The sequence below is a fragment of the Dermacoccus sp. CCH2-D9 genome (assembly GCF_001556795.1).
GTDB lineage: Bacteria > Actinomycetota > Actinomycetes > Actinomycetales > Dermatophilaceae > Dermacoccus > Dermacoccus nishinomiyaensis.
The window spans coordinates 1-21,586 of sequence record NZ_LSJT01000107.1; the positions used below are offsets into that span (position 1 = coordinate 1).

Consider the following 21,586-nt stretch of genomic DNA (forward strand, 5'->3'; position numbering starts at 1 on the left):
CCGACGAAGAGGCTCGCACCCGCCCAGCCGGAGCGGGAGAACGGCAGCCCGACGAGCGCCCCGACGACGGACGAGCCCGTGTAGTAACCGAACAGGTAGAGGGAACTGGCCTCCGCGCGGTGCTCGTCGGCCATGGCGCTCACCCAACCGCTAGCGCTCGAATGAGCGGCGAAGAACGCGCCCGTGAACACGAGCATGCCGACGAGCACGCCGGGCAACCAGTCGACCCACGCGAGGGCGAGACCGACGAGCATGAACGCGATCGACGCGAGCAGCACCCGGCCGCGGCCGAACCGGTCGGCGAGGCGCCCCGCCCACGCCGACGTCACCGTCCCCGACAGGTACATGACGAACACGAGGCTGACGAGCGCCTGCGGCAGCGCGAACGGCTCATCGAGCAGACGGAAGCCGAGGATGTTGTAGAGCGACACGAACCCGCCCATGAGCAGGAACGCAATCGCCACGAGCGCCATGACGCGTGCGTTGCGCAGATGCGTCGCGACGTTGTGCATCGATGCTCGAACACCGATCGGTTTGGCCGCGAAGAACCGGCTCGGCGGCGCGAGGCGCACGAAAACGGCCGTGAAGACGAGGGCCACGACGGCTGCCGCCTCCATCGCCCACCGCCAACTGACGACGTCGAGGGCCAGCCCCGCGACGAGGCGCCCCGACAGCCCACCGATCGTCGTGCCCGCGATATAACGGCCCATCGCGGCGCCCAGATCGCGCCCGTCGACCTCCTCCGCGAGGTACGCCATGGCGACGGCCGGCACGCCCGCGAGCGTCAGGCCCTGCAGCGCGCGACCGGCGAGCACGACACCGAGATCGTGCGCGAGCGGGATGAGCAGGCCGATGAGCGCGGAGACCAGAGCCGACGCCGCCATGACACGGATGCGCCCGAACCGCTCCGACAGGATGCTCGCCGGCACGATCGCGAAGGCCAGCACGCCCGTCGTCGCGCTGACGGCGAGCGCCGACGTCGCCGGGGAGACATCGAACTCGCGAGCGAGCTGCGGCAGGACGGCCTGCGCCGAGTACATCGAGATGAACGTCGCCATCCCCGCCGCGAACAGCGCGGTCGTGATCCGGGTGTAGCCGTTGGTGCCGCGCCGATAACCGCGCGGCGCCTGCGGCGTCAGCTGCGCACTCGTGGGAATCCTGCTCCTGTCGTGACGAGATCGTCGGACGAGCCGACGTGGGTGCCTCACGTGCGGCGGCGCGATGGTCAGCGCCGCCGTCGCTGCCGCGCGAGGTTCAGTTCGCGGCGCAGGCTGGCGCCGTCGCGACGGGCATCTGCGGCTGCCCGATCGACGGCATGCCGAGGCTGACGGCGGGCTTCGCGGCGCCGGTCGGCGTACCGTCGGCCGCCGCGTCCTGCAACGCCTGCCAGGCATCACCACCGCGGGTGCGGCGCACGCTGTACGTGCCGCCGTCGAGACCGGAGTCGGCGACGAGGTGGTGCGGCGCGCCGTACGTGACGTCGACCGTCACCATGTCACCGGGGCGCGGGCGCTCGGCACCCTCCGGCACGGCGAAGTGGACGAGACGGTTGTCCCGCGCCCGGCCCGACATGCGGTGCGTCTCGGCGTCCTTGCGGCCCTCGCTCGGCGCGACGAGCACCTCGACGGTGCGCCCCTCCTGCTCGCGGTTGCCCGCCCAGGAGACGCGTTCCTGCAGCTCGATGAGGCGCTCGAAACGCTCCTGGACGACCTCCTTGGGGATCTGGTCGTCCATCGTCGCGGCCGGCGTGCCAGGGCGGATCGAGTACTGGAACGTGAACGCCGAGCTGAAGCGGGAGGCCTCGACGACGTCGAGGGTGCCCTGGAAGTCCTCCTCCGTCTCGCCGGGGAAACCGACGATGATGTCGGTCGTGATCGCCGCGTCCGGCATCTTCTCGCGGACCTTCTCGATGATGCCGAGGAACTTCTTGCTGCGGTAGCTGCGGCGCATGTCCTTGAGCACCTTGTCGCTGCCCGACTGCAGCGGCATGTGCAGGCTCGGCATGACGTTCGGCGTCTCCGCCATCGCGTCGATGACGTCGTCGGTGAACGCCGCGGGGTGCGGGCTCGTGAAACGCACCCGCTCGAGGCCCTCGATCTCGCCGCACGCGCGCAGCAGCTTGCTGAACGCGTGACGGTCGCCGAACTCGACGCCGTAGGTGTTGACGTTCTGCCCGAGCAGCGTGATCTCGACGACGCCCTGCGCGACGAGGGCCTTCACCTCGGCGAGGATCTCACCGGGGCGGCGGTCTTTCTCCTTGCCGCGCAGCGCCGGCACGATGCAGAACGTGCACGTGTTGTTGCAGCCGACGGAGATCGACACCCAGCCGGAATAGGCCGAGTCGCGACGCGTCGGGAGCGTCGAGGGGAAGACCTCGAGGCTCTCGAGGATCTCCACCTGGGCCTCGGCGTTGTGACGGGCACGATCGAGCAGGGCGGGCAGCGAGCCGACGTTGTGCGTACCGAAGACGACGTCGACCCACGGCGCGCGCTCGACGATCGTCGCGCGGTCCTTCTGCGCGAGGCAGCCGCCGACGGCGATCTGCATGCCCGGCGTCGCGTCCTTCGTCGGACGCAGGTGCCCGAGGTTGCCGTAGAGCTTGTTCGCTGCGTTCTCGCGGACGGCGCACGTATTGAACACGACGAGATCGGGGTTCTCGGAGCGCTCCGTCTCCGGAAGCGCCGCGAAGTCGGTGTAACCGGCCTGTTCGAGCAGCCCCGAGATGCGCTCGGAGTCGTGGACATTCATCTGGCACCCGTGGGTGCGCACCTCATACGTCTTAGCCATGGCCATCCAAGTCTACGCCGGTCGGCGTGGTCGAGTTCCGGGGCGCTACGGGGCCTGATTCGTGCTCGCTCATGACGCTTCCTCCTGCACCTGCCGGATGACGGACCACACGAGCTCGCCCGAGTAGCCCTTGCGAGCGAGCAGCCCGGCGAGGCGGCGCGTCTGCGTCGGCTCGTCAAGCCGGCTCATCGTCACCATCTTCTTGCGCGCCAGGACGAGAGCTTGCTCGCGTTCGACATCGTCGTCGACCTGTTCGAGCGCGACGGTCGCGACGTCGTCGTCGATGCCCTTGCGCTTGAGCTCCTGACGCAGCGCTCGACGGGCGAGCCCCCGGGAGGCGAGCTTCGAACGCACGAGCATGGCGGCATAGGCCTCGTCGTCGACGAGCCCGACGTCCTCCATGCGGTCGAGGACGACGTCGATGACGTCCTCGCTCACCTCCTTCTCACGCAGCTTGTCGGCGAGCTGCGAGCGGCTGCGCGGCATCGCCGTGAGCTGCGTGAGGACGATCTCGCGCGCGTACCCGATCGGGTCCTTCTCGCGCTCAGATGCCTCGGCTTCCCGTCGCGCCGCTGCCCGCTTCTCGCGCCGCTCGGCTTTCTCGGCCCACGTCAGCTGCTTCTTGGCCTTGCGATTGGCGCCTGAGCGCGCGCCTACGCCCGAGGACGAGGCGCCGAAGGACGACGTACCGAACGATGATTGGCCGAACCCGGACGACGAACCGCCCCGACCCTGGCGCCGGCGCCCGGCGCGGCCGGGCCGGGCGCTGGCGTTGTCGCCGTCACCACTGTCGTCACCGGCGAAGCGGCTTTCGTGGCCCGCCGAGCCGAAGGGACGAGCGACTCCGGCGGCAGGGTCGCCGGTCGACAAGCCGCGCGCCGTGGCCGGTCGCTCGTCGCCCCACGTCTGTGACGCGACGAGGCTCGCCTCGCCGACGTCGACGGGGTCGACGAAGTCGGGCAGCCCCAGAGACTGCCTGACGTCGTCAGGTCGTGAAGGCATGTGTCGCGCTCACCGTCTCCCACACGCGGCGACGTCGATCCCCGGTCGGAGCGGGGGCGTCACCGCCGCGTCGTGGCGTCGATCAGAAGTCGACCATGACCTCGGCGTCGATGGGCGCGTCCGGGTCGAGGCCCTCGAGCACCGCGTCGTCGTCCGGGATGATGCCGAGCTTCTTCTTGATCTTGAGCTCGAGTTCATCGGTGAGCTGCGGGTTGTCCTTGAGGAAGGTGCGGGCGTTCTCCTTGCCTTGCCCCAACTGGTCGCCCTCGTACGTGTACCAGGCACCCGACTTGCGGACGAAGCCCTGCTCGACACCCATGTCGATGAGGCCACCCTCGCGCGAGATGCCCTGGCCGTAGAGGATGTCGAACTCCGCCTGCTTGAACGGCGGCGCCACCTTGTTCTTGACGATCTTGGCGCGAGTGCGGTTGCCGACCGGCTCCGAACCGTCCTTGAGCGTCTCGATGCGGCGCACGTCGATGCGGACGGACGCGTAGAACTTGAGGGCCTTACCACCGGTCGTCGTCTCCGGGGAGCCGAACATGACACCGATCTTCTCGCGCAGCTGGTTGATGAAGATCGCCGTCGTGCCGGTCGAGTTGAGCGCACCGGTGATCTTGCGCAGCGCCTGCGACATGAGGCGCGCCTGCAGACCGACGTGGCTGTCACCCATCTCGCCCTCGATCTCGGCGCGGGGCACGAGCGCAGCGACCGAGTCGATGACGATGATGTCGAGCGAACCGGAACGGATCAGCATGTCCGCGATCTCGAGCGCCTGCTCACCCGTGTCGGGCTGGCTGACGAGCAGCGAGTCGGTGTCGACACCGAGCTTGCGGGCGTACTCCGGGTCGAGCGCGTGCTCGGCGTCGATGAAGGCCGCGATGCCGCCGGCCTTCTGCGCGTTGGCGACGGCGTGGAGCGCGACCGTCGTCTTACCCGAAGATTCCGGGCCGTAGATCTCGACGACACGGCCACGGGGCAGGCCACCGATGCCGAGCGCGACGTCGAGCGCGATCGAGCTGGTGGGGATGACCTCGATCGGAGGACGCACGTCCTCGCCGAGGCGCATGATCGACCCCTTGCCGTGGGCCTTCTCGATCTGAGCCATCACGGTGTCGAGCGACTTGATCTTGTCGCCCGATGCTGACGGGTTGGGGGTGGTGGGTGCCTTGGCCATGGCCGTTCTCCTTCGAAATCGTGGGTGGTCGCGCCTACCGGCGATCGACGAGCAGGCCGACGTGCTGGGTGACCTCGTGTCGAATCAGACGCTAGATGCGACCACCGACAACACCGGAATCACGGGCCACGCACGCTGTGGAGAAGGGTTCCCCGGCGTCGCATCTGTGGACCACATTACACGAAATAGAACACGCGTTCGAACAGCGTCGCGTGGCGTGTCCGCGTGCGGTCGACGAGCCACCTCAGACCCGCGACGGCGGCACCCGCCATTCTCGTTCCGCTCACCCCTACCCACAGCCGGGACGACCCGCCCGGCTCATCGGAACCGAGACGGCCTCACTCGAACGGGTGGTCGATGACGGGCCGGTCGCGGCCCAGGCGGCGCTCCTCGGGGATGTCGAAGGCGTCGCACACGGCCAGCCAGACCCGTCGGGCGGGGACGCCGGCCGCGAGCGCCTCGCTCGCGGTGCGCCCGTCGAGCGCGCCGAAGACGTGGCTGCTCGCCACCATCGAGCCGTAGGCGTCGCCGAACTCGTCTGCCATGAGGCGGTTGAACTCACTCTCTCGCACCCCGCCACCCTCGCCCACGGGCCACTGCGGGGGCAACCTGACGGGGCGAAAACCGCGAAACGACGGGTTGTCGGCGCCGCGTGGCACGCTTGGGCGCATGAACAGCCCTGTCGTCGAACGTTTCTGGCCGGCCACCCGTGAGTGGTTCACGGGCACGTTCGGCGCACCCACCCCCGCTCAGGAGGGCGCGTGGGAAGCGATCAGTGAGGGGCAGCACACGCTCGTCGTCGCCCCGACCGGTTCGGGCAAGACCCTGAGCGCCTTCCTGTGGGGGCTCGACCAGGTCATGCACGCCGGCGACGACGCGCAGCCCGACGCCGACCACCGCTGCCGGGTCCTGTACGTCTCGCCGATGAAGGCCCTCGCCGTCGACGTCGAACGCAACCTGCGCTCCCCCCTCGTCGGCATCCGTCACGCGGCGACGCGCCTCGGCCTGAGCGAGCCCGAGGTCTCGGTGGCGGTGCGTTCCGGCGACACGACTCCGAAGCAGCGGCGCGACTTCGCGAGCAAGGGCGCCGATGTCCTCATCACGACCCCGGAGTCGCTGTTCCTGCTTCTGACGAGCAACGCGCGCGAGCGGCTGAAGGGCGTGCAGTACGTCATCATCGACGAGATCCACGCCGTCGCGGGCACCAAGCGTGGCGCGCACCTCGCCGTCACGCTCGAACGACTCGACGAGTTGCTCGACTCCCCCGCGCAGCGCATCGGCCTTTCGGCCACCGTCCGCCCGATCAGCGAGGTCGAGCGCTATCTCGCCGGCGGGCGCCCCGTCACGACGGTCGCGCCGCCGATCACGAAGACGTGGGAGCTCGACGTCGTCGTCCCCGTCGAGGACATGGCAGACCTCGCCTCCAGCCCGCGGGACGACGACGCCTCGTTCGACGATCACGCCCCGGAGCGGACGGCGTCGATCTGGCCCCACGTCGAGGAACGCATCGTCGACCTCATCGCCGCGCACACCTCGACGCTCGTGTTTGCCAACTCGCGGCGACTCGCGGAGCGTCTGACGGCACGCCTCAACGAGATCTGGGCCGAGCGCCTCGACGCCGCGGCGCAGGCGGAAGCGCTCGGCAGCTCAGCCGGGGCAGACGACATCGACCTCGACGCGGCCGATCTGAACGACGACGACGCGACCGCCGCAGACGCGGACAAGCCAGCGCACGCATCGTCGAGCTCCCTCGTCGACCCGTGGGCCACAGGCCCCGTCGGCGACGCCATGACCGGCGCTGCCCGGGCTGACGAGGCTCGCGCCGGAGATGGCCGGGCGACCCGCGACGAGGTCATGCCTGGGTATGACGCGCGCGCCTCGACCCCACCTGCGGCGCTCATCGGCGGTGCCGGGACGTCGGCGGGCACGCCGGCCGTCATCGCGCGCGCTCACCACGGGTCGGTGAGCAAGGACGTGCGGGCGGAGATCGAGGGCCAGCTCAAGGCGGGGCGCCTGCCCGCCGTCGTCGCGACGAGTTCGTTGGAACTCGGCATCGACATGGGCGCGATCGATCTCGTCGTACAGGTCGAATCGCCACCGAGCGTGGCGAGCGGGCTGCAGCGCATCGGCCGTGCGGGTCACCAGGTCGGGGCGACGAGCCACGGTGTGCTCTTCCCCAAGTACCGCGGCGATCTGCTGAGCGCCGCCGTCGTCGTCGACCGCATGCGGCGCGGCCTCATCGAGTCGATCGCGGTTCCGGCCAACCCCCTCGACGTTCTCGCGCAACAGGTTGTCGCGATGGTTGCGATGGACGAGTGGCGTCGCGATGACCTCGAACGGGTGCTGCGTCGCGCGGCGTCGTTCGCGGGTCTGACGGGCAGCGTCCTCGACTCCGTCCTCGACATGCTGTCGGGGCTGTATCCGAGCGACACCTTCCGTGAGCTGCGCGCCCGCATCGTCTGGGATCGCAGCGACGACGTGCTGCGCTCGCGCCCCGGCGCGCAACGACTGGCCGTCACCTCCGGCGGCACCATCCCCGACCGCGGCCTGTACGGCGTCTTCCTCGCGGGCGGCGACGGGCCGGGGCGCCGCGTCGGCGAACTCGACGAGGAGATGGTCTATGAGAGCCGCGTCGGCGACGTGTTCACCCTCGGCACGAGCACGTGGCGCATCGAGGACATCACGCGCGATCAGGTGCTCGTCACCCCCGCGCCGGGGCAGGTGGCGCGGTTGCCGTTCTGGAAGGGTGACGCACTGTCGCGACCCCTCGAACTCGGTGCGGCGATCGGTGCGTTCACCCGGGAGATGGCCGAGACGAGCGACGACGACGCCCTCACGCGCGCCCGCGAACTCGGGCTCGACGAACTCGCCGCCCGCAACCTGCTCACCTACCTGCGTGAGCAACAGGAAGCCGTCGGGCACATGCCGACCGACCGCACCGTCGTCATCGAACGCTTCCGCGACGAGATGGGCGACTGGCGCATCGTCGTGCACTCCCCCTTCGGCGCGTCCGTGCACGCACCGTGGGCGCTCGCCGTCAGCGCCCGGATGGCGGAGCGGTTCGGCGTCGAGGTGCAGGCCATGCACACCGATGACGGGCTGGTCTTCCGCCTGCTCGAGACCGAGGGCGATGACGACACCCTGACGAACGCCCTCATCGAGGCGATCGTGCTCGACCCGGACGATGTGGCCGACATCGTCACCCATCAGGTCGGCGGCACGCCCCTGTTCGCGGCGCGATTCCGCGAGTGCGCCGCGCGTGCGCTGCTGCTGCCGCGCGGTAACCCGGGCAAGCGTCAGGCGCTGTGGCAGCAACGTCAGCGGGCCGCGCAGCTGCTCGAGGTCGCGAGCGCCTACCCCAGCTTCCCGATCGTCCTCGAGGCGGTGCGTGAGGTGCTGCAGGACGTCTACGACGTGCCCGGCCTCGTGAATCTCATGCGTTCCATCGCCAAGCGCGAGGTGCGTGTCGTGCACACGCAGACGACGTCGCCGAGCCCGTACGCCAAGGCGATGCTGTTCAGCTACGTCGCGCAGTTCCTCTACGAGGGCGATTCGCCGCTCGCGGAGCGGCGCGCCGCCGCGTTGTCGCTCGACCCGGAGTTGCTCGCCGACCTGCTCGGGTCCGCAGGCGGACTGTCCGTCGCCGACCTGCTCGACCCCGACGTCGTGCGGTTGTTCGAGTCGCGCACCCAACGGCTCGCGCCCGACCGGCGTCTGCGCCATGCCGAGGATCTCGCCGATGCCCTGCGCGCCCTTGGCCCGCTGACGCTCGAGGAGATCGCCGCAAAGGCTGTGCCGGCCCCGACGTCGTCGGCCGACCCGGTGGTATCGCAGGCGGAGTCATCCGGTCCGGCGCCGACGGCGGCAGGTGAGCTGGCGGAGACCGGCGACGACGCGGTGGAGGCGGCCTCGACGGACGTGACGGCTGACGACGTGGGGTCGGACGCGGCCGACCATGAGTCGGAGCTCGACCCAACTCCCGGTGCCGAGGCCCGCGACGTCGAGCCGTGGTGGCGCGAACTCGTCGCGGCCCGGCGCGCCATCGAGGTGCGTTGGGGCGGTGACGTGCGCCTCGCCGCGATCGAGGACGCGTCGCGTCTGCGGGATGCGCTCGGTGTCGCGCTGCCGCCCGGCGTTGCGCAGGCGTATCTCGAACCCGTGACGGCGCCGCTCGACGATCTACTGCTGCGATACGCGGCGAGCCACGCCCCGTTCACCGCGGCCCGCGCGGCGCGACACTACGGCCTCGGCGTCGCCGTCGTCACGAGTGCGCTGACGCGGCTCGCGCACGACTCGCGCCTCGTCCACGGAGCTCTGCTGCCCGACTCGCTCGGCGGCGGCGATCGTGACGGGGAGTTCTGCGACCCGGGCGTCTTGCGCACGCTGCGACGCATGTCGCTGGCGTCATTGCGCGCGGAGATCGAACCGGTCGCCGCGGAGCAGTACGCCCGTTTCCTGCCGCGCTGGCAGCAGGTGGGTGGGGGGCTGCGCGGACCCGACGGTGTGCTCGCCGCCCTCGAACCGCTCGTCGGGGTGCCGCTGCCCGCGTCCGCGATCGAGAGCCTCATCCTGCCGGCCCGCGTGACGAACTACCGCCCCTCCGACCTCGACGAGCTGCTCGCCGCCGGTGAACTGCTGTGGCAGGGGCACGGCAGCATCTCCGCCGACGACGGTTGGATCAGTTTCCACTTCCCCGACACCGCTCCCCTGACGCTGGCCGCGCACGCCCTTCCGAGTGAGCTCGACGCCCCCGGCCGTGAGGCGCCCGCAGAAGAGCGGTCGACGGCCGCTGCCGCATCGTCCGAGATTGCGAGATCTGGTGCCGCCCGATCTGACGCCGAGCCAGATGCGCAGACATCCGACGCGGCGGCCTCTGGCGTTGTCGATAACACCGACGATGCCGACGTCAATGGCTCGGGTGTGAGCGAACCACCCGCCGACCAACTCGCCGAGGTGGCGGGTGCCGCCGCCCCGATGACGGCTGACTCAGGTGCGCACGGCGCGACCGCTGAGTCCCGCGACGACAGGACGGCAGCGCCCACTCAGACCGGGACGCAGAAGGGGCGTTCGCCCCTCACTGGCGGCGCAGTGGCGCGAGCCCTCGGGGTTGGTGGCAGCCACCTGTTCGCCGATCTGCGCACTCGCCTGGCAACCGCGGACGACTCGGCTCTCACGAGCGCGCTGTGGGACGCGGTGTGGAACGGTCACGTCAGCGGCGACACGTTCGCGCCCGTGCGCGCTCTGCTCACCGGCGGCGCGAGTGCGCACAAGCCGCGGGTGTCGACGGCGCGCGGCTCGCGGTATGCCCGCCTGCGGGGTCCGTCGTTGTCGTCGCGTGCCGGCCGCCCCAGCGCAGCGGCCGCCGGCAGGACCCCTCCGACCGCCGTCGGACGGTGGCGCCTTCTGCCCGCAGCCGAGGATGATCTCACCGAACGCACGTTCACGCGGGCCGAGGGGCTGCTCGCCCGCCACGGCATCGTGACGCGCGGCGCCGTCGTCGACGAGGACGTCGTCGGTGGGTTCGCCGCCGTCTACAAGGTGCTCGCCGGCGCCGAGGAGCGTGGGCTCGTGCGGCGCGGCTACTTCGTCGAAGGTCTCGGAGCCTCGCAGTTCGGGGCGTCGGTCGCCGTCGATGCGCTGCGTGCGACGCGCGCGCCGGAGCCCGATCCGTGGGGTGCTCGGCCCGTCGAGTGTCTCGTGCTCGCGGCCTGCGACCCGGCCAACCCGTTTGGCGCGGCGCTGCCGTGGCCACCGGCACGTGACGAGCACGCCGGTCACCGTCCCGGGCGCAAGGCGGGCGCGCTCGTCGTCATCGCCGACGGCGCTCTCGTCGCCTACGTGGAACGCGGCGGCCGCACGGCCCTCACCTGGACGGCCGAGGACGCCGTCTGGCCGGAGGTGGGCGCACGATTGGCGGGGCTCGTCAGCGGCGGCCAGGTCGACTCGCTCAGCATCAAGACGGTGAACGGGATCAGCGCCCTCACCTCGGACGAGCCGATCGTGAGGGCGCTGATGGACGCGGGGTTCGTCGCCGGGCCGCACGGCATCCGCAAACGACGCTGAGCATCACCGCGGCGGGCTCCCCGCGACGGCGCCGCTCAGCCGAGGGCCGTCACGCAGCCTTGGCGACCGCCGCACGGTTGGGGTGCAGGACGACGGGTGCGTGCGCAGCCTCGGCGCGCGCGACGTTCTGGGCGACGAGGTGCAGCGTCTGCGACATCGGCAGCTCAAGCGCCTCGCAGACGGCGGCGAGCAGCTCGGACGAGGCTTCCTTCTCGCCGCGCTCGATCTCGCTCAGGTAACCGAGCGACACGCGCGCCGCCTTCGAGACCTCGCGCAGGGTACGCCCCTGCGCCTGACGCTGGGAGCGCAGCACGTCACCGAGCTCTTCGCGAAGCAAGATCATGCGTATCTCCTGGTGACGATGGCACGTGCGTGCCAGTTTTGGTTGCTTTCACTGTAGCGGCGACGGGTGACAACCCTCCGAGGGCCGCCGTGGACGGGCCGCCGACGACGGTTTCGTCGGCGGCGTGTTCCATACGGATCGTGCTAGCCCTCACGCCTGGTCGAGGCTCATCCGCCATGCTGCTTCGCTCGCAGCCCGACGGATCGCCGCGCGATCACCGCTGAAGGTGAACTGTTGAACGTGACAACGCACACCGTCGGGCTCGGATTCCCGGTCCGCGACCGCGATCGCCACGTAGCAGCGTCCGACAGGTTGACCGTCCTGTTCGCTCGGCCCGGCGACGCCCGTCGTCGCGGCGGCCACGTCGGCTTCGAAGAGACGTAGCGCACCGCGCGCCATCTGCGTGGCGACCTCGGCATCGACGGCTCCGCGTTCGGCGAGCAGAGCTTCGTCCACCCCGAGGACGGCGGCTTTCGCCTCCGTCGCATAGGTGACGGCCGCGCCGCGCAGCACACGGCTGGCGCCGGGGACGTCGGCGATCCCCGCGCTGACGAGCCCCGCCGTCAGCGATTCTGCGCAGGCGAACCTCAGCCCGCGACGGGTGAAATCCTCGACGAGCAGCTGAGCCGTCTCGGACGCTCCCACGCTCATGCCGACCCTTCCGTCCCGCGCCCCCCACGACGGCGGTTGAGCCGCGCCGCCTGGACGAAGTAGTCGACGCCGGTGACGACGGTGACGACGATCGCGCCCGCGAGAATCGCCCACGCCAGCGCGTGCCCGACCCATGGCAGCGGCAGCACGAACAGGCCGGCTGCGAGTGCCTGCAGCGCCGTCTTGATCTTGCCGCCGCGGCTGGCCGGCATGACGCCGTGGCTGCGGCGGATGACGACGAATCGCAGTGCGGTGACGGCGATCTCGCGCGCGAGGATGAGCACGGTCGCCCACCACGGCACGACGTCGATGAGTGACAGGCCGACGAACGCCATGCCGGTGAGGGCCTTGTCGGCGATCGGGTCCATCAGCTTGCCGAAGTCGGTGACGAGGCCACGCTTGCGGGCGATGTCGCCGTCGATGCGGTCGGTGATCGCCGCGACGGCGAACAGCACGAACGCGATGATGCGGAACGTGTCGTCGTGCCCGCCGCGAGCGACGAGGAACCAGCCGAAGAACGGCACGAGCGCGATGCGACCCATCGTCAGGGCGTTCGCAATGTTCCAGTCGCTGACGGTCTCGCGGCCCGCAGGCGCGTCGACGGGGGCCGCAGGCTCGGAGGCTGGGTCGTCCGTCACGCCACCCTCGGTCGCGTCGGGCGTGTGGCCCTGAGTCCCACGATGCGCCACGTCAGCGCAGCTCCCCGACGAGGTCGATGCCTTCGGTAGCGACGACCTCGACCTCGACGATGTCGCCGACGCGCAGTTCGCGCCCGTCGGGGGCCTCGACGTAGGTCATGCCGTCGACGTCCGGGCCCTGCTGCCCAGCGCGGCCGACATGGCGAACGGCGGCCTCGGGGTCGTCCTCGTCGTCCGACTCGGTGGCCTCGATGAGCACCTCGAGACGCTCCCCAATGCGCTCCTCGGCGCGCTGCAGGTTGAGCTCCTCGGTCAGGGTGCGGAAGTGCTCCAGGCGCGCGTCGATCTCGTCCTGCGGCAGCTTGTCGGCATAGGTCTCGGCCTCGGTGCCGTCCTCGTCGGAGTAGCCGAAGACACCGACGACGTCGAGGCGCGCCGCGACGAGGAACTGTTCGAGTTCGTCGAGGTCCTTCTCACTCTCGCCCGGGAACCCGACGATGACGTTCGAACGGATGCCCGCGTTCGGCACGCGGCGACGCACGTCGTCGAGCAGGCCGAGGAAGGACTCGCGATCCCCGAAGCGCCGCATCGTGCGCAGCAACGGGCCGGAGGCGTGCTGGAACGAGATGTCGAAGTACGGCGCGATGCCAGGCGTGTTCGCCATGACGTCGACCAGGTCGGGCCGGATCTCCGCGGGCTGCAGGTACGACACGCGCACACGTTCGATGCCGTCCACGGCGACGAGCTCGGGCAGCATCGTGTCGAGCAGGCGCAGGTCGCCGAGGTCTTTGCCGTAGGAGGTCGAGTTCTCCGAGACGAGGAAGACCTCCTTGACGTCGTGCTCACCGAGCCAGCGCGCCTCCGCGAGGACGTCGGCGGGGCGACGCGAGATGAACGCGCCGCGGAACGCGGGAATCGCGCAGAACGCGCACCGTCGGTCGCAACCGCTCGCGATCTTGAGCGGCGCCCACGGACGGCCGTCGAGGCGGGCACGGATGACGCGCGGCGTCGCGACGGGCGAGGCCACCTCGACGTCCGACGGCTCGCTGACCGGCGCACCATGGCCGGGCAGTGCGAGACCGTCGGCGCCCTCCTGCCGCTTCGCGGGCGAGATCGGCAGTAGCTTGCGGCGGTCGCCTGGCATGTGCGCCTCGGGCTTGTGGCCGTTGAGCACCGACGTCAGGTGCGTCGACATGTCGGTGTAGGAGTCGAAACCGAGCACCGCGTCGGCCTCGGGCAGCTGATCGGCGAGCTGCTTGCCGTAGCGCTCGGCGAGGCAGCCGACGGCGACGACGGCCTGCGTCCGCCCCGATTCCTTGAGTTCGTTCGCCTCGAGCAGCGCGTCGATCGAGTCCTTCTTCGCCTGCTCGACGAACCCGCACGTGTTGACGACGGCGACGTCCGCCTCTGCGGCATCGTCGACGAGCGTCCAGCCCTCCGCGGACAGACGCCCTGCGAGCTCTTCGGAGTCGACCTCGTTGCGCGCGCATCCGAGGGTGACGACGGCGACGCTGCGGGTGGGGGCGGAAGTCATGCTCGAAAGTCTAGTGGCGCCGCCCGCGCCCAAGGTTCGGCCCACGCCGAGCGACCTATCATTGGCACGTGTATGACGCCCCACTGATCGTCCCGGCCGTCCTCCTCGCGCTCGTGCTCCTCGTCTCCGGCGTCGCGAAGCTCGCGGATCTCGAGACCGCCGCCCAGGCCTTCACGAGCCTGCGCCTGCCGCGATTCGTCATACGGTGGAAGGTGCCGACGCTGCTGCCGGTCGCCGAGATCGTCCTCGCGATCGCGCTCATCGTGACGTCGGGGTGGCTCGCGGCCGTGGTCAACGTAGCGGCCGTGCTGCTGTTCGTCGCCTACCTCGTCGTGATCGTGCGCGCGCTGGGCTTCGGCGAGCCCGTCACGTGCTCGTGCTTCGGCAAGCTCGGCCTCGGCTTGGTCGACCGATTCACTGCGGTACGCAACGTCGTCCTCGTCGCGCTCGCGGCGCTGTCGCTGTTCGACGCGGCGCGTGGTGACGGCGTCCTGGCGCGCCTGCGTGATTTCGACGGCGGCGAGTGGGCCTGGCTCGCGGGCGTGTTGGGCGCGGTGGTGCTGACGTGGCTCATCGCTGGCCACCGCGGCGACGACTCGGCGGCTTCTGCGGTCTCGGGCACGGCCGCCACCGCGGGCGGCGGCGACGAGGACGACTACCTGCGCGTCCCCATCCCCTTCGCCGACGTCACGACGCCGGGCGGGCAGAGCGTGACCCTGCGCGACCTCGCGGCGCGTGAAGCCGTTCTGCTGCTCTTGGTGTCGCCGACGTGCGGCTCGTGCATCGACGTCATCGAGCACGCGCGCACCTGGCAGCGCACCGTGCCGTCGCTGCGCACGAGCCTCGTGCTGCCGATGGCGCCGCGCGAGGTCGTGCCGGGCCTCGACGACGCCGACGACTTCGACCTGCTCTTCGACGAGACGTACGCCGTCGCGCGATTGTTCGGCGTCGGCACTCCCTCGGCCGTGCTGCTCGGCGCCGACGGCAAGCTCGCCGGCGGGCCGGTGGGCGGCGCGAAGGACGTCATCGCTCTCATGGGTGATGTCGCCGACCAGCTCGGTGCCGCGCCGAACGAGAACCCCGCCGACACCTCAACCGTGGGGGTCTCGGACGCCGCGCCATTGGACCCCGCAGTCGCCCCGGCCACCGGCGCCGCCGCGTCGAGCGCCGTCGAGTCTCACGGGGTTGACGCCCTCACCGCTGAGACGCCCGTCGCCCCTGATCACACTCGCGCCGCCGATGCCCCTGAATCTCCGGCCGCCTCCGTCAACCAAGCGTCGCCTCATGCCGCGGGCGTTCACAACGTCTCGGACCCCTCAGAGGCGAGCGCCGATGATCTGCTCGACTACGTGCCGACGCCGACGCCGTTCATGATGTTCGAGGATGCGACGGGCGCGACGATGTCACTGCGACAGATTGGCGCGATGGGCCCAGCGATCTTTCTCTACGTCTCACCGTCGTGTGGGTCGTGTCTGCACGTCATGGACGCAGCGCCGGCGTGGCAGGAACAGCTCGGTGACCTGCCGATCCACTACGTCGTCACGACGCAGCCGCAGGCGGACGTCATCGTCGAGCGCGGCACCGACCCGGCCCGTGTCATGATCGACGAGCCGCTCGCCATCTCACAGATGATGCGGGTCGGCACGCCGACGCTGTTCGCCGTCGGCCCGACGCAGGAACTCATCGCCGGCCCCGTCTCGGGATTCGATGCCATCGAGGCGACGATGCAGGACATCCTCACCGAGGTAGCCGCTGCGCGCCCGGTTCACTCCTGACGCAGCCGTCCCCGCCGGCGATTTACGTCCACCTTGGCAATTCCCGTCCCCTTCCGCGAACGGCGTCCACCTTCGCGATTCTTGGTCACTCTCATGAAGGCGACCAAGAACCGCGAAGGTGGACGAAAATCGCGCATGACGACGTAAATCGCAGATGGAGACGGGAATCGCAGATGGGCGCGCGCCCGATCCGCGGACGAGCGGGTCAGCGGGCGTTGCTCGTGAGGTTCCAGGCGTCCTCAGAACCGTCGTCATCGGACGAGTCGTGCCCGTCGTAGTACTGCTCGCCCGGCTCGGCGAGGTCGGCCTGCGACTGCGCGACGAGGTCGATCGGCCCCGCTCCCATCGAACCGCCCGCACCCATCGAGCCGGGTGCACCCGTGGAACCCCCGGAGCCGCCCGAACCCATACCGCCGAGGGCGTCGTCCTCGCCAGCATCCGCGAAACCGTCGCCACCCGACGCATCGGGCACGTCCTCGCCCTTGAGCAACGCGAGCGTCTGCGGCAGGTCGTCGGGCTTGACGAGCACGTCACGTGCCTTCGAGCCCTCCGACGGCCCGACGATGGCGCGCGATTCGAGCAGGTCCATGAGGCGACCGGCCTTGGCGAAGCCGACGCGCAGCTTGCGCTGCAGCATCGAGGTCGATCCGAACTGTGTCGTGACGACGAGTTCGGCGGCCTGCAACAGCACGTCGAGGTCGTCGCCGATGTCGTCGTCGATCTCCTTCTTCGGCGCGACCTGCGCGACGTCCTCGCGGTAGTTCGGCGCGAGCTGGCTCTTGACGTGCGCGACGACGGCGTGGATCTCGGATTCGTTGACCCATGCGCCCTGCACGCGCATCGGCTTGCTCGCACCCATCGGCAGGAACAGCGCGTCACCCTGGCCGAGCAGCTTCTCGGCACCGGGCTGGTCGAGCACGACGCGGCTGTCGGCGAGCGACGACGTCGCGAACGCCAGGCGCGACGGCACGTTGGCCTTGATGATGCCGGTGACGACGTCGACGGACGGGCGCTGCGTCGCGAGGATGAGGTGAATGCCCGCGGCACGCGCGAGCTGCGTGATGCGCTGGATCGACGCCTCGACGTCGCGCGGCGCGACGAGCATGAGGTCGGCGAGCTCGTCGACGACGACGAGCAGGTAGGGGTACGGCGCGAGCTTGCGCTTGCTGTCGGGCGGCAGCTGCACCTTGCCCGCGCGCACCGCCTTGTTGAACTCATCGATGTGCTTGTAGCCGAACGCGGCCAGGTCGTCGTAGCGTGCGTCCATCTCGCGCACGACCCACTCGAGTGCCTCGGCGGCCTTCTTCGGGTTCGTGATGATCGGCGTGATGAGGTGCGGGATGCCCTCATACGCCGTCAGTTCGACGCGCTTGGGGTCGACGAGCACCATGCGCACCTCTTCGGGCGTGGCCCGCATGAGCAGCGACGTGATCATCGAGTTGACGAAGCTCGACTTACCGGCGCCCGTCGCACCCGCGACGAGCATGTGCGGCATCTTCGCGAGGTTCGCGACGACGTAGCCGCCCTCGACGTCCTTTCCGACACCCATGACCATCGGGTGCGTGTTGTTCCGCGCCGCCTGGCTGCGCAGCACGTCGCCGAGGCTGACGAGTTCCTTGTCGGCGTTCGGGATCTCGATACCGATGGCCTTCTTGCCGGGGATCGGCGATAGGATGCGCACGTCGGCGCTCGCGACGGCGTACGAGATGTTCTTGCTCAACCCCGTCACACGGTCGACCTTGACGCCAGGGCCGAGTTCGACCTCGTAGCGCGTCACCGTCGGGCCGCGCGTGAACCCGCTGACGACGGCGTCGATGCCGAACTGCTCGAGTACCTCGGTCAGCGCGTCGACGACGCGGTCGTTCGCGGCGGAGCGCTCCTTGGGCGGGGTCCCCTGTTCGAGGACGTTCGAATCGGGCAGCGTGTACGTGACGTCGCCGCCCATTGCGAGCTGCTCGACACGGGGTGGAAGCTGTTCGGTGGGCTGAGCCTCCACCTGACGTTGAGGGACGGCTGCGGCCGGGGCAGCCTGCTCGACGCGCGTGGCACCGGCATCCTGACGGGCCGCCGCGGCCTTCGGCGACTCCCCCGGCCGCTGTGCCGACGCCGGGCGCGACGCCTGCGCCGCACGTGCGGAGGCCTGGTCGACGACGGCATCGTCGACGGAATCCATGGGTGCGGAGCGGCGCGCTGCCCCACCTGCCGGCGACGCTCCGGAGCGCGATGCCCGGGCTCGCGCGAGCGCAGCGGCGCTCGCGTCGCCGGCGCGCTCGTCGTCAGAGCCGCCGTCGGGCATCTCTCGCGTCTGATCGACGCCCGCCGGGGCGCCGTCGATCGTGTCGATGTCGTAGATCTGCTGCTCACCGCGACGGCGGTTGAGCGGGTTGCGTGATGTGCCACGGCCCTTGCCGCGCGGTCCCTTGCCGACGACCTCGGCGGCCTGCTCGTAGGGCTCATCGCCGCGCCGGGCGTCGTCACCCGCGCCGCGACGCGAGCCGCCCCGCGCGCGGTTGCCGATGTCGGCGCCGTGCAGGTCGTCGGCGACGGCGTCACGCTGAAGCAGCTCGCCCTCGTCGTCGCGTTCATCGAGGGGGTGGCCGAAGATCTGCGCCTCGACCTCGCGGATGCGCTGCGGGATGCGATTGACGGGCGTGCGCGTCAGCACGAGGAAACCGAAGAACGACACGAGCGCGAGGATGATGCCCGCGCCCCACACCGTGAGCGCGGCAGACAGCGGCCCTCCCGTGATGACGCCGAGGATGCCGCCTGCGCCGCGCACCGCGGTCGAAACCCCTGTCGACGGACGCCCGCCGACGAGGTGGGCGATCCCCGTCGAGCCGAGCGCGAGGATCGTCAGTCCGATCGTCATGCGGTTGGTCGGCTGGTGCCCCCGCGGGTGGCGGAACATGTGGATGGCCATGCCGATGAGGACGACGGGCAGAACGTAGGCGATGACGCCGAACGTGCCGGCCGCGACGGCGTGGACGACGTCCCCGAACATGCCGGGCAGCCCCCACCACTCCCGCGCAGCCACGACGATGCCGAGGGCGAGGAGGGCGAAACCGAGCCCGTCGCGACGGTGTTCGGGTTCGAGGTCAGAAGCGGCGGCGCCGACGCGGCGGACGGTGCCGCCGGCGACGTGCGAAACACCCATCCACGCGCCACGAGCAGCGCGACCGGACGCGGAGGGACGCGCTTCAGCAGCCCCTCGCGACGAGCCGGTCTTGCGCGCGGGTGCATTCTTCGTCGTGCCGCCCGAACGTGGTGCGCTCGACTTCGGCGGGGTCGTGCGGGCGCGCGTCGTCGAGGCCGCAGATGCGCCGGCCGGGCGCGAGCTCTTGGCGCGCGGCTGCGAAGAGGCCTTCTTCGCGACGAGGACGCTGTCGTTCGCTGGTCTGTTTCGGGTCGCCACCCCGCAAGGCTAGTGGGGGTTCCGGCCGTTTTCGCGGACCCACGCCGTGACACGGGTCCAATGGTGACGGCGGGTCGGCTCGACACCTTCGAATCCGCGTCCCGACGCGCTGGCGCGTTGACGCGCTCGCATCCGACAGCGCCCTGACCCGTGTCGGAGGCGCCGCCAGCTGCCCGGGGGACCACGGGCATCCCCACCGCGAGACGCCGACTCTTGCGCGCGGCGCTCGCCATCCGCGATCCCACAGGTGATCTCACGATGCGAACCTCTGGCCGCACGTCGGTGGACGCGGCGGAGGGCCGGGTGCGAGCGTTCACGTAGGTCATGAGTTCCAGCGCACAGCCCCGGCTTGCTGGACGGCAACCCTCCACCGCGGTGGGGTGCTCCGGGTGACGACCTGGCCGCCACCAGCACCGGTGTCGGCAAGCGCGGGCCGAGCCATCTGGCGACGGCGAGGCCCCTGATTCGAGGAGCCTCGATGCCCCGTTCTGCCATTCTCTCGATCCTTGACTCCGACGCGCGCCGCCACGCTGCGAGCCACACGACCCGCCCCGCTCACGCCGTAACCCCCGGGACTCCCGTCGCGGACCCCGAGCGTCACCACACCCAGCCCGCGCACCCCGGCGGGTCCCGTCGCGAGACGCCCACGGCTACCTATCATCGCGCGGACGCGCCGCAGCAGGCCAATGCCGCCCTGGCCACGATCGGCGCCGATCTCGGCGTCGCGACGCTCGACGGGCGCGTCGTCGAGCACGCGAACTTCGACCACGGCGCGACGGCTCCCGCGCTGCAGGCCGCCGCGCGGGCCGTCGACACGACCCTGCGCACGTACGGTTCGGTGCATCGCGGTGCGGGACGGGCGTCGCAGCTGACGACCCGGTGGTACGAGGAGGCTCGGCAGGAGGTCGCCGCGTTCGTCGGCGCGCGCGAGGACGACGTCACCGTCTTCACGCGCAACACCTCGGACGCGCTCAACCTGTTGGCTCACTGTCTGCCGCAACAGACGCAGGTCTTCGTGTTCCGCTCGATGCACCACGCGGCGCTGCTGCCGTGGGCGGACGAGCGGACGACGCGGCTGCCGATCCCTCACTCTCACGCCGAGGCTGAGGGCTACCTCGACGTCGCTCTGGCGGAATTCCGCGCCCACAACGATGCTCCCGTGTTGGTCCTCATCACCGGCGCCTGCAACGTGACGGGCGAGGTGTGGCCCATCGAGCGCCTCGCCGCCGTCGCCCGCCGGCATGAGGCGCGGACGGCTCTCGACGCCGCGCAGCTCGCCCCGCACCGCCGCGTCGACATCGACGCCTGGGGCATCGACTACGTCGCTCTGTCCGGCCACAAGGCCTACGCGCCGTACGGTTCAGGAGCCCTCGTCGGGCGCCGCGACTGGCTCGACACCGCCCCTCCGTACTTCCGCGCCGGCGGCGCGAGCCACCGCGTCAGCGAAGATGCGTCAGGCGCCGGCGACGTCGCCTGGGCGCCCGCGCCCGCACGCCACGAGGGCGGCACCCCGAACGCGGTCGGGGCCATCGCGCTCGCGGCCGCAGCCTCGACGCTGTCCGCGCAGCGCGGCGAAGCCGAGGCGCGCGAGGAGAAGATCCACGCCATCGTCCGCGACGGTCTCGCCTCGATCGACGGCGTGAGGATCGTCGAACTCTTCGACGAGCAGAATGCCGCGGACGCTCACCTCGACGATGGCGCGCCAAGGCGGAATGCGAGCGACAACGTCGGCGTCACGACGTTCACCGTCGCCGGATACGACCCGACGCTCGTCGCTCAGGTGCTCGCAGACGAGCACGGCATCGCTGTGCGCGACGGGCGATTCTGCGCTCACCTGCTCTGCGACGCGCGCCTCGGCGAGGGCGCGACGGCAGTGCGCGCCTCGATCGGTCTCGCCACGACGACAGAGCACGCACGACGCCTCGTCGACGCCGTGCGTGCTCTCGTCACCCATGGGCCCACCTTCGACTACACCCACACCCCGGGCCTCGGGTGGAGCCCCGTCACCGACCGACGAGACCTCTCAGAGCCCCGCCCCTGGTGAGGAGAACGAGCGGCGGTGGGCCCCAGCGAGGGGCTCACCGCCGCATTTCGTCAGATACGGGATGCCGACGCGGTGGCTCCTGTCGAAGGGCCCGCTCGCGCGCTCATGCGAGTTTTTTTGACCACGCTCAATAACAAACCTCGACGTCCATTTCGAATCC

Annotated in this window: 13 protein-coding genes and 1 riboswitch; of the genes, 3 read left to right on the forward strand and 10 right to left on the reverse strand. The window is 70.6% G+C overall.

The annotated features are described in order from the left end of the window. The 5 genes from AX669_RS09415 to AX669_RS09435 form a co-directional block, all read right to left on the reverse strand. On the reverse strand, positions 1-1,208 hold a 1,208-nt coding region (locus AX669_RS09415), incomplete at its 3' end, for an MFS transporter (RefSeq protein ID WP_062258087.1). Positions 1,209-1,254: 46 nt separating this feature from the next. After that, a complete protein-coding gene (gene miaB / locus AX669_RS09420) occupies positions 1,255-2,793 on the reverse strand; it encodes a tRNA (N6-isopentenyl adenosine(37)-C2)-methylthiotransferase MiaB (protein ID WP_062258061.1) in 1,539 nt (512 codons plus the stop codon). 63 nt (positions 2,794-2,856) lie between these two features. After that, on the reverse strand, positions 2,857-3,789 hold the full coding sequence (locus tag AX669_RS13950; RefSeq protein WP_062258063.1) for a regulatory protein RecX: 933 nt from the start codon (positions 3,787-3,789) through the stop codon (positions 2,857-2,859). 82 nt (positions 3,790-3,871) lie between these two features. Continuing rightward, positions 3,872-4,897, reverse strand: coding sequence for a recombinase RecA (gene recA / locus AX669_RS09430; RefSeq protein WP_369815079.1), 1,026 nt, complete (start codon positions 4,895-4,897; stop codon positions 3,872-3,874). 407 nt (positions 4,898-5,304) lie between these two features. Then, positions 5,305-5,538, reverse strand: coding sequence for a DUF3046 domain-containing protein (locus AX669_RS09435; protein ID WP_062258089.1), 234 nt, complete (start codon positions 5,536-5,538; stop codon positions 5,305-5,307). A 97-nt stretch (positions 5,539-5,635) separates the two neighbouring features. Between AX669_RS09435 and AX669_RS09440 the strand changes: the two genes are divergently transcribed. Continuing rightward, positions 5,636-11,029: a DEAD/DEAH box helicase gene (locus AX669_RS09440; RefSeq protein ID WP_082740794.1), complete on the forward strand. Its 5,394-nt coding sequence runs from the start codon at positions 5,636-5,638 to the stop codon at positions 11,027-11,029. A gap of 49 nt (positions 11,030-11,078) precedes the next feature. On the opposite strand, the gene AX669_RS09445 is transcribed toward AX669_RS09440, so the two are convergent. The 4 genes from AX669_RS09445 to rimO form a co-directional block, all read right to left on the reverse strand. Then, a complete protein-coding gene (locus AX669_RS09445) occupies positions 11,079-11,372 on the reverse strand; it encodes a helix-turn-helix domain-containing protein (RefSeq protein WP_038567666.1) in 294 nt (97 codons plus the stop codon). 150 nt (positions 11,373-11,522) lie between these two features. After that, the gene (locus tag AX669_RS09450; protein ID WP_062258066.1) at positions 11,523-12,023 is read right to left on the reverse strand and encodes a CinA family protein; all 501 of its coding nucleotides are present in this window, start codon (positions 12,021-12,023) and stop codon (positions 11,523-11,525) included. Continuing rightward, entirely contained in the window at positions 12,020-12,661 is a 642-nt protein-coding gene (gene pgsA / locus AX669_RS09455) for a CDP-diacylglycerol--glycerol-3-phosphate 3-phosphatidyltransferase (protein ID WP_062258091.1), read from the reverse strand. The genes AX669_RS09450 and pgsA overlap by 4 nt, the downstream gene beginning before the upstream one ends. A gap of 52 nt (positions 12,662-12,713) precedes the next feature. Then, positions 12,714-14,195, reverse strand: coding sequence for a 30S ribosomal protein S12 methylthiotransferase RimO (gene rimO, locus AX669_RS09460; protein ID WP_062258068.1), 1,482 nt, complete (start codon positions 14,193-14,195; stop codon positions 12,714-12,716). A gap of 68 nt (positions 14,196-14,263) precedes the next feature. On the opposite strand from rimO, the gene AX669_RS09465 reads away from it, so the two are divergent. Further along, on the forward strand, positions 14,264-15,970 hold the full coding sequence (locus AX669_RS09465; protein WP_062258070.1) for a MauE/DoxX family redox-associated membrane protein: 1,707 nt from the start codon (positions 14,264-14,266) through the stop codon (positions 15,968-15,970). Positions 15,971-16,175: 205 nt separating this feature from the next. Here AX669_RS09465 and AX669_RS09470 read toward each other — a convergent pair whose 3' ends face one another. Further along, a complete protein-coding gene (locus AX669_RS09470) occupies positions 16,176-19,382 on the reverse strand; it encodes a DNA translocase FtsK (RefSeq protein WP_082740796.1) in 3,207 nt (1,068 codons plus the stop codon). Positions 19,383-19,702: 320 nt separating this feature from the next. Then, positions 19,703-19,817, forward strand: a riboswitch (SAM riboswitch). A 43-nt stretch (positions 19,818-19,860) separates the two neighbouring features. Between AX669_RS09470 and AX669_RS09480 the strand changes: the two genes are divergently transcribed. Then, positions 19,861-21,426, forward strand: a complete 1,566-nt coding sequence (locus AX669_RS09480) for an aminotransferase class V-fold PLP-dependent enzyme (RefSeq protein WP_062258075.1) — start codon at positions 19,861-19,863, stop codon at positions 21,424-21,426. Positions 21,427-21,586: the final 160 nt, after the last annotated feature.

Excerpts from the sequence above, each read along its gene's own strand:
- AX669_RS09440 (WP_082740794.1), top strand. The coding sequence starts at position 5,636 with ATGAACAGCCCTGTCGTCGAACGTTTCTGGCCGGCCACCCGTGAGTGG.
- AX669_RS13950 (WP_062258063.1), bottom strand. The coding sequence starts at position 3,789 with ATGCCTTCACGACCTGACGACGTCAGGCAGTCTCTGGGGCTGCCCGAC.
- miaB (WP_062258061.1), bottom strand. The coding sequence starts at position 2,793 with ATGGCCATGGCTAAGACGTATGAGGTGCGCACCCACGGGTGCCAGATG.
- AX669_RS09450 (WP_062258066.1), bottom strand. The coding sequence starts at position 12,023 with ATGAGCGTGGGAGCGTCCGAGACGGCTCAGCTGCTCGTCGAGGATTTC.
- AX669_RS09445 (WP_038567666.1), bottom strand. The coding sequence starts at position 11,372 with ATGATCTTGCTTCGCGAAGAGCTCGGTGACGTGCTGCGCTCCCAGCGT.
- AX669_RS09480 (WP_062258075.1), top strand. The coding sequence starts at position 19,861 with ATGCCCCGTTCTGCCATTCTCTCGATCCTTGACTCCGACGCGCGCCGC.
- recA (WP_369815079.1), bottom strand. The coding sequence starts at position 4,897 with ATGGCTCAGATCGAGAAGGCCCACGGCAAGGGGTCGATCATGCGCCTC.
- rimO (WP_062258068.1), bottom strand. The coding sequence starts at position 14,195 with ATGACTTCCGCCCCCACCCGCAGCGTCGCCGTCGTCACCCTCGGATGC.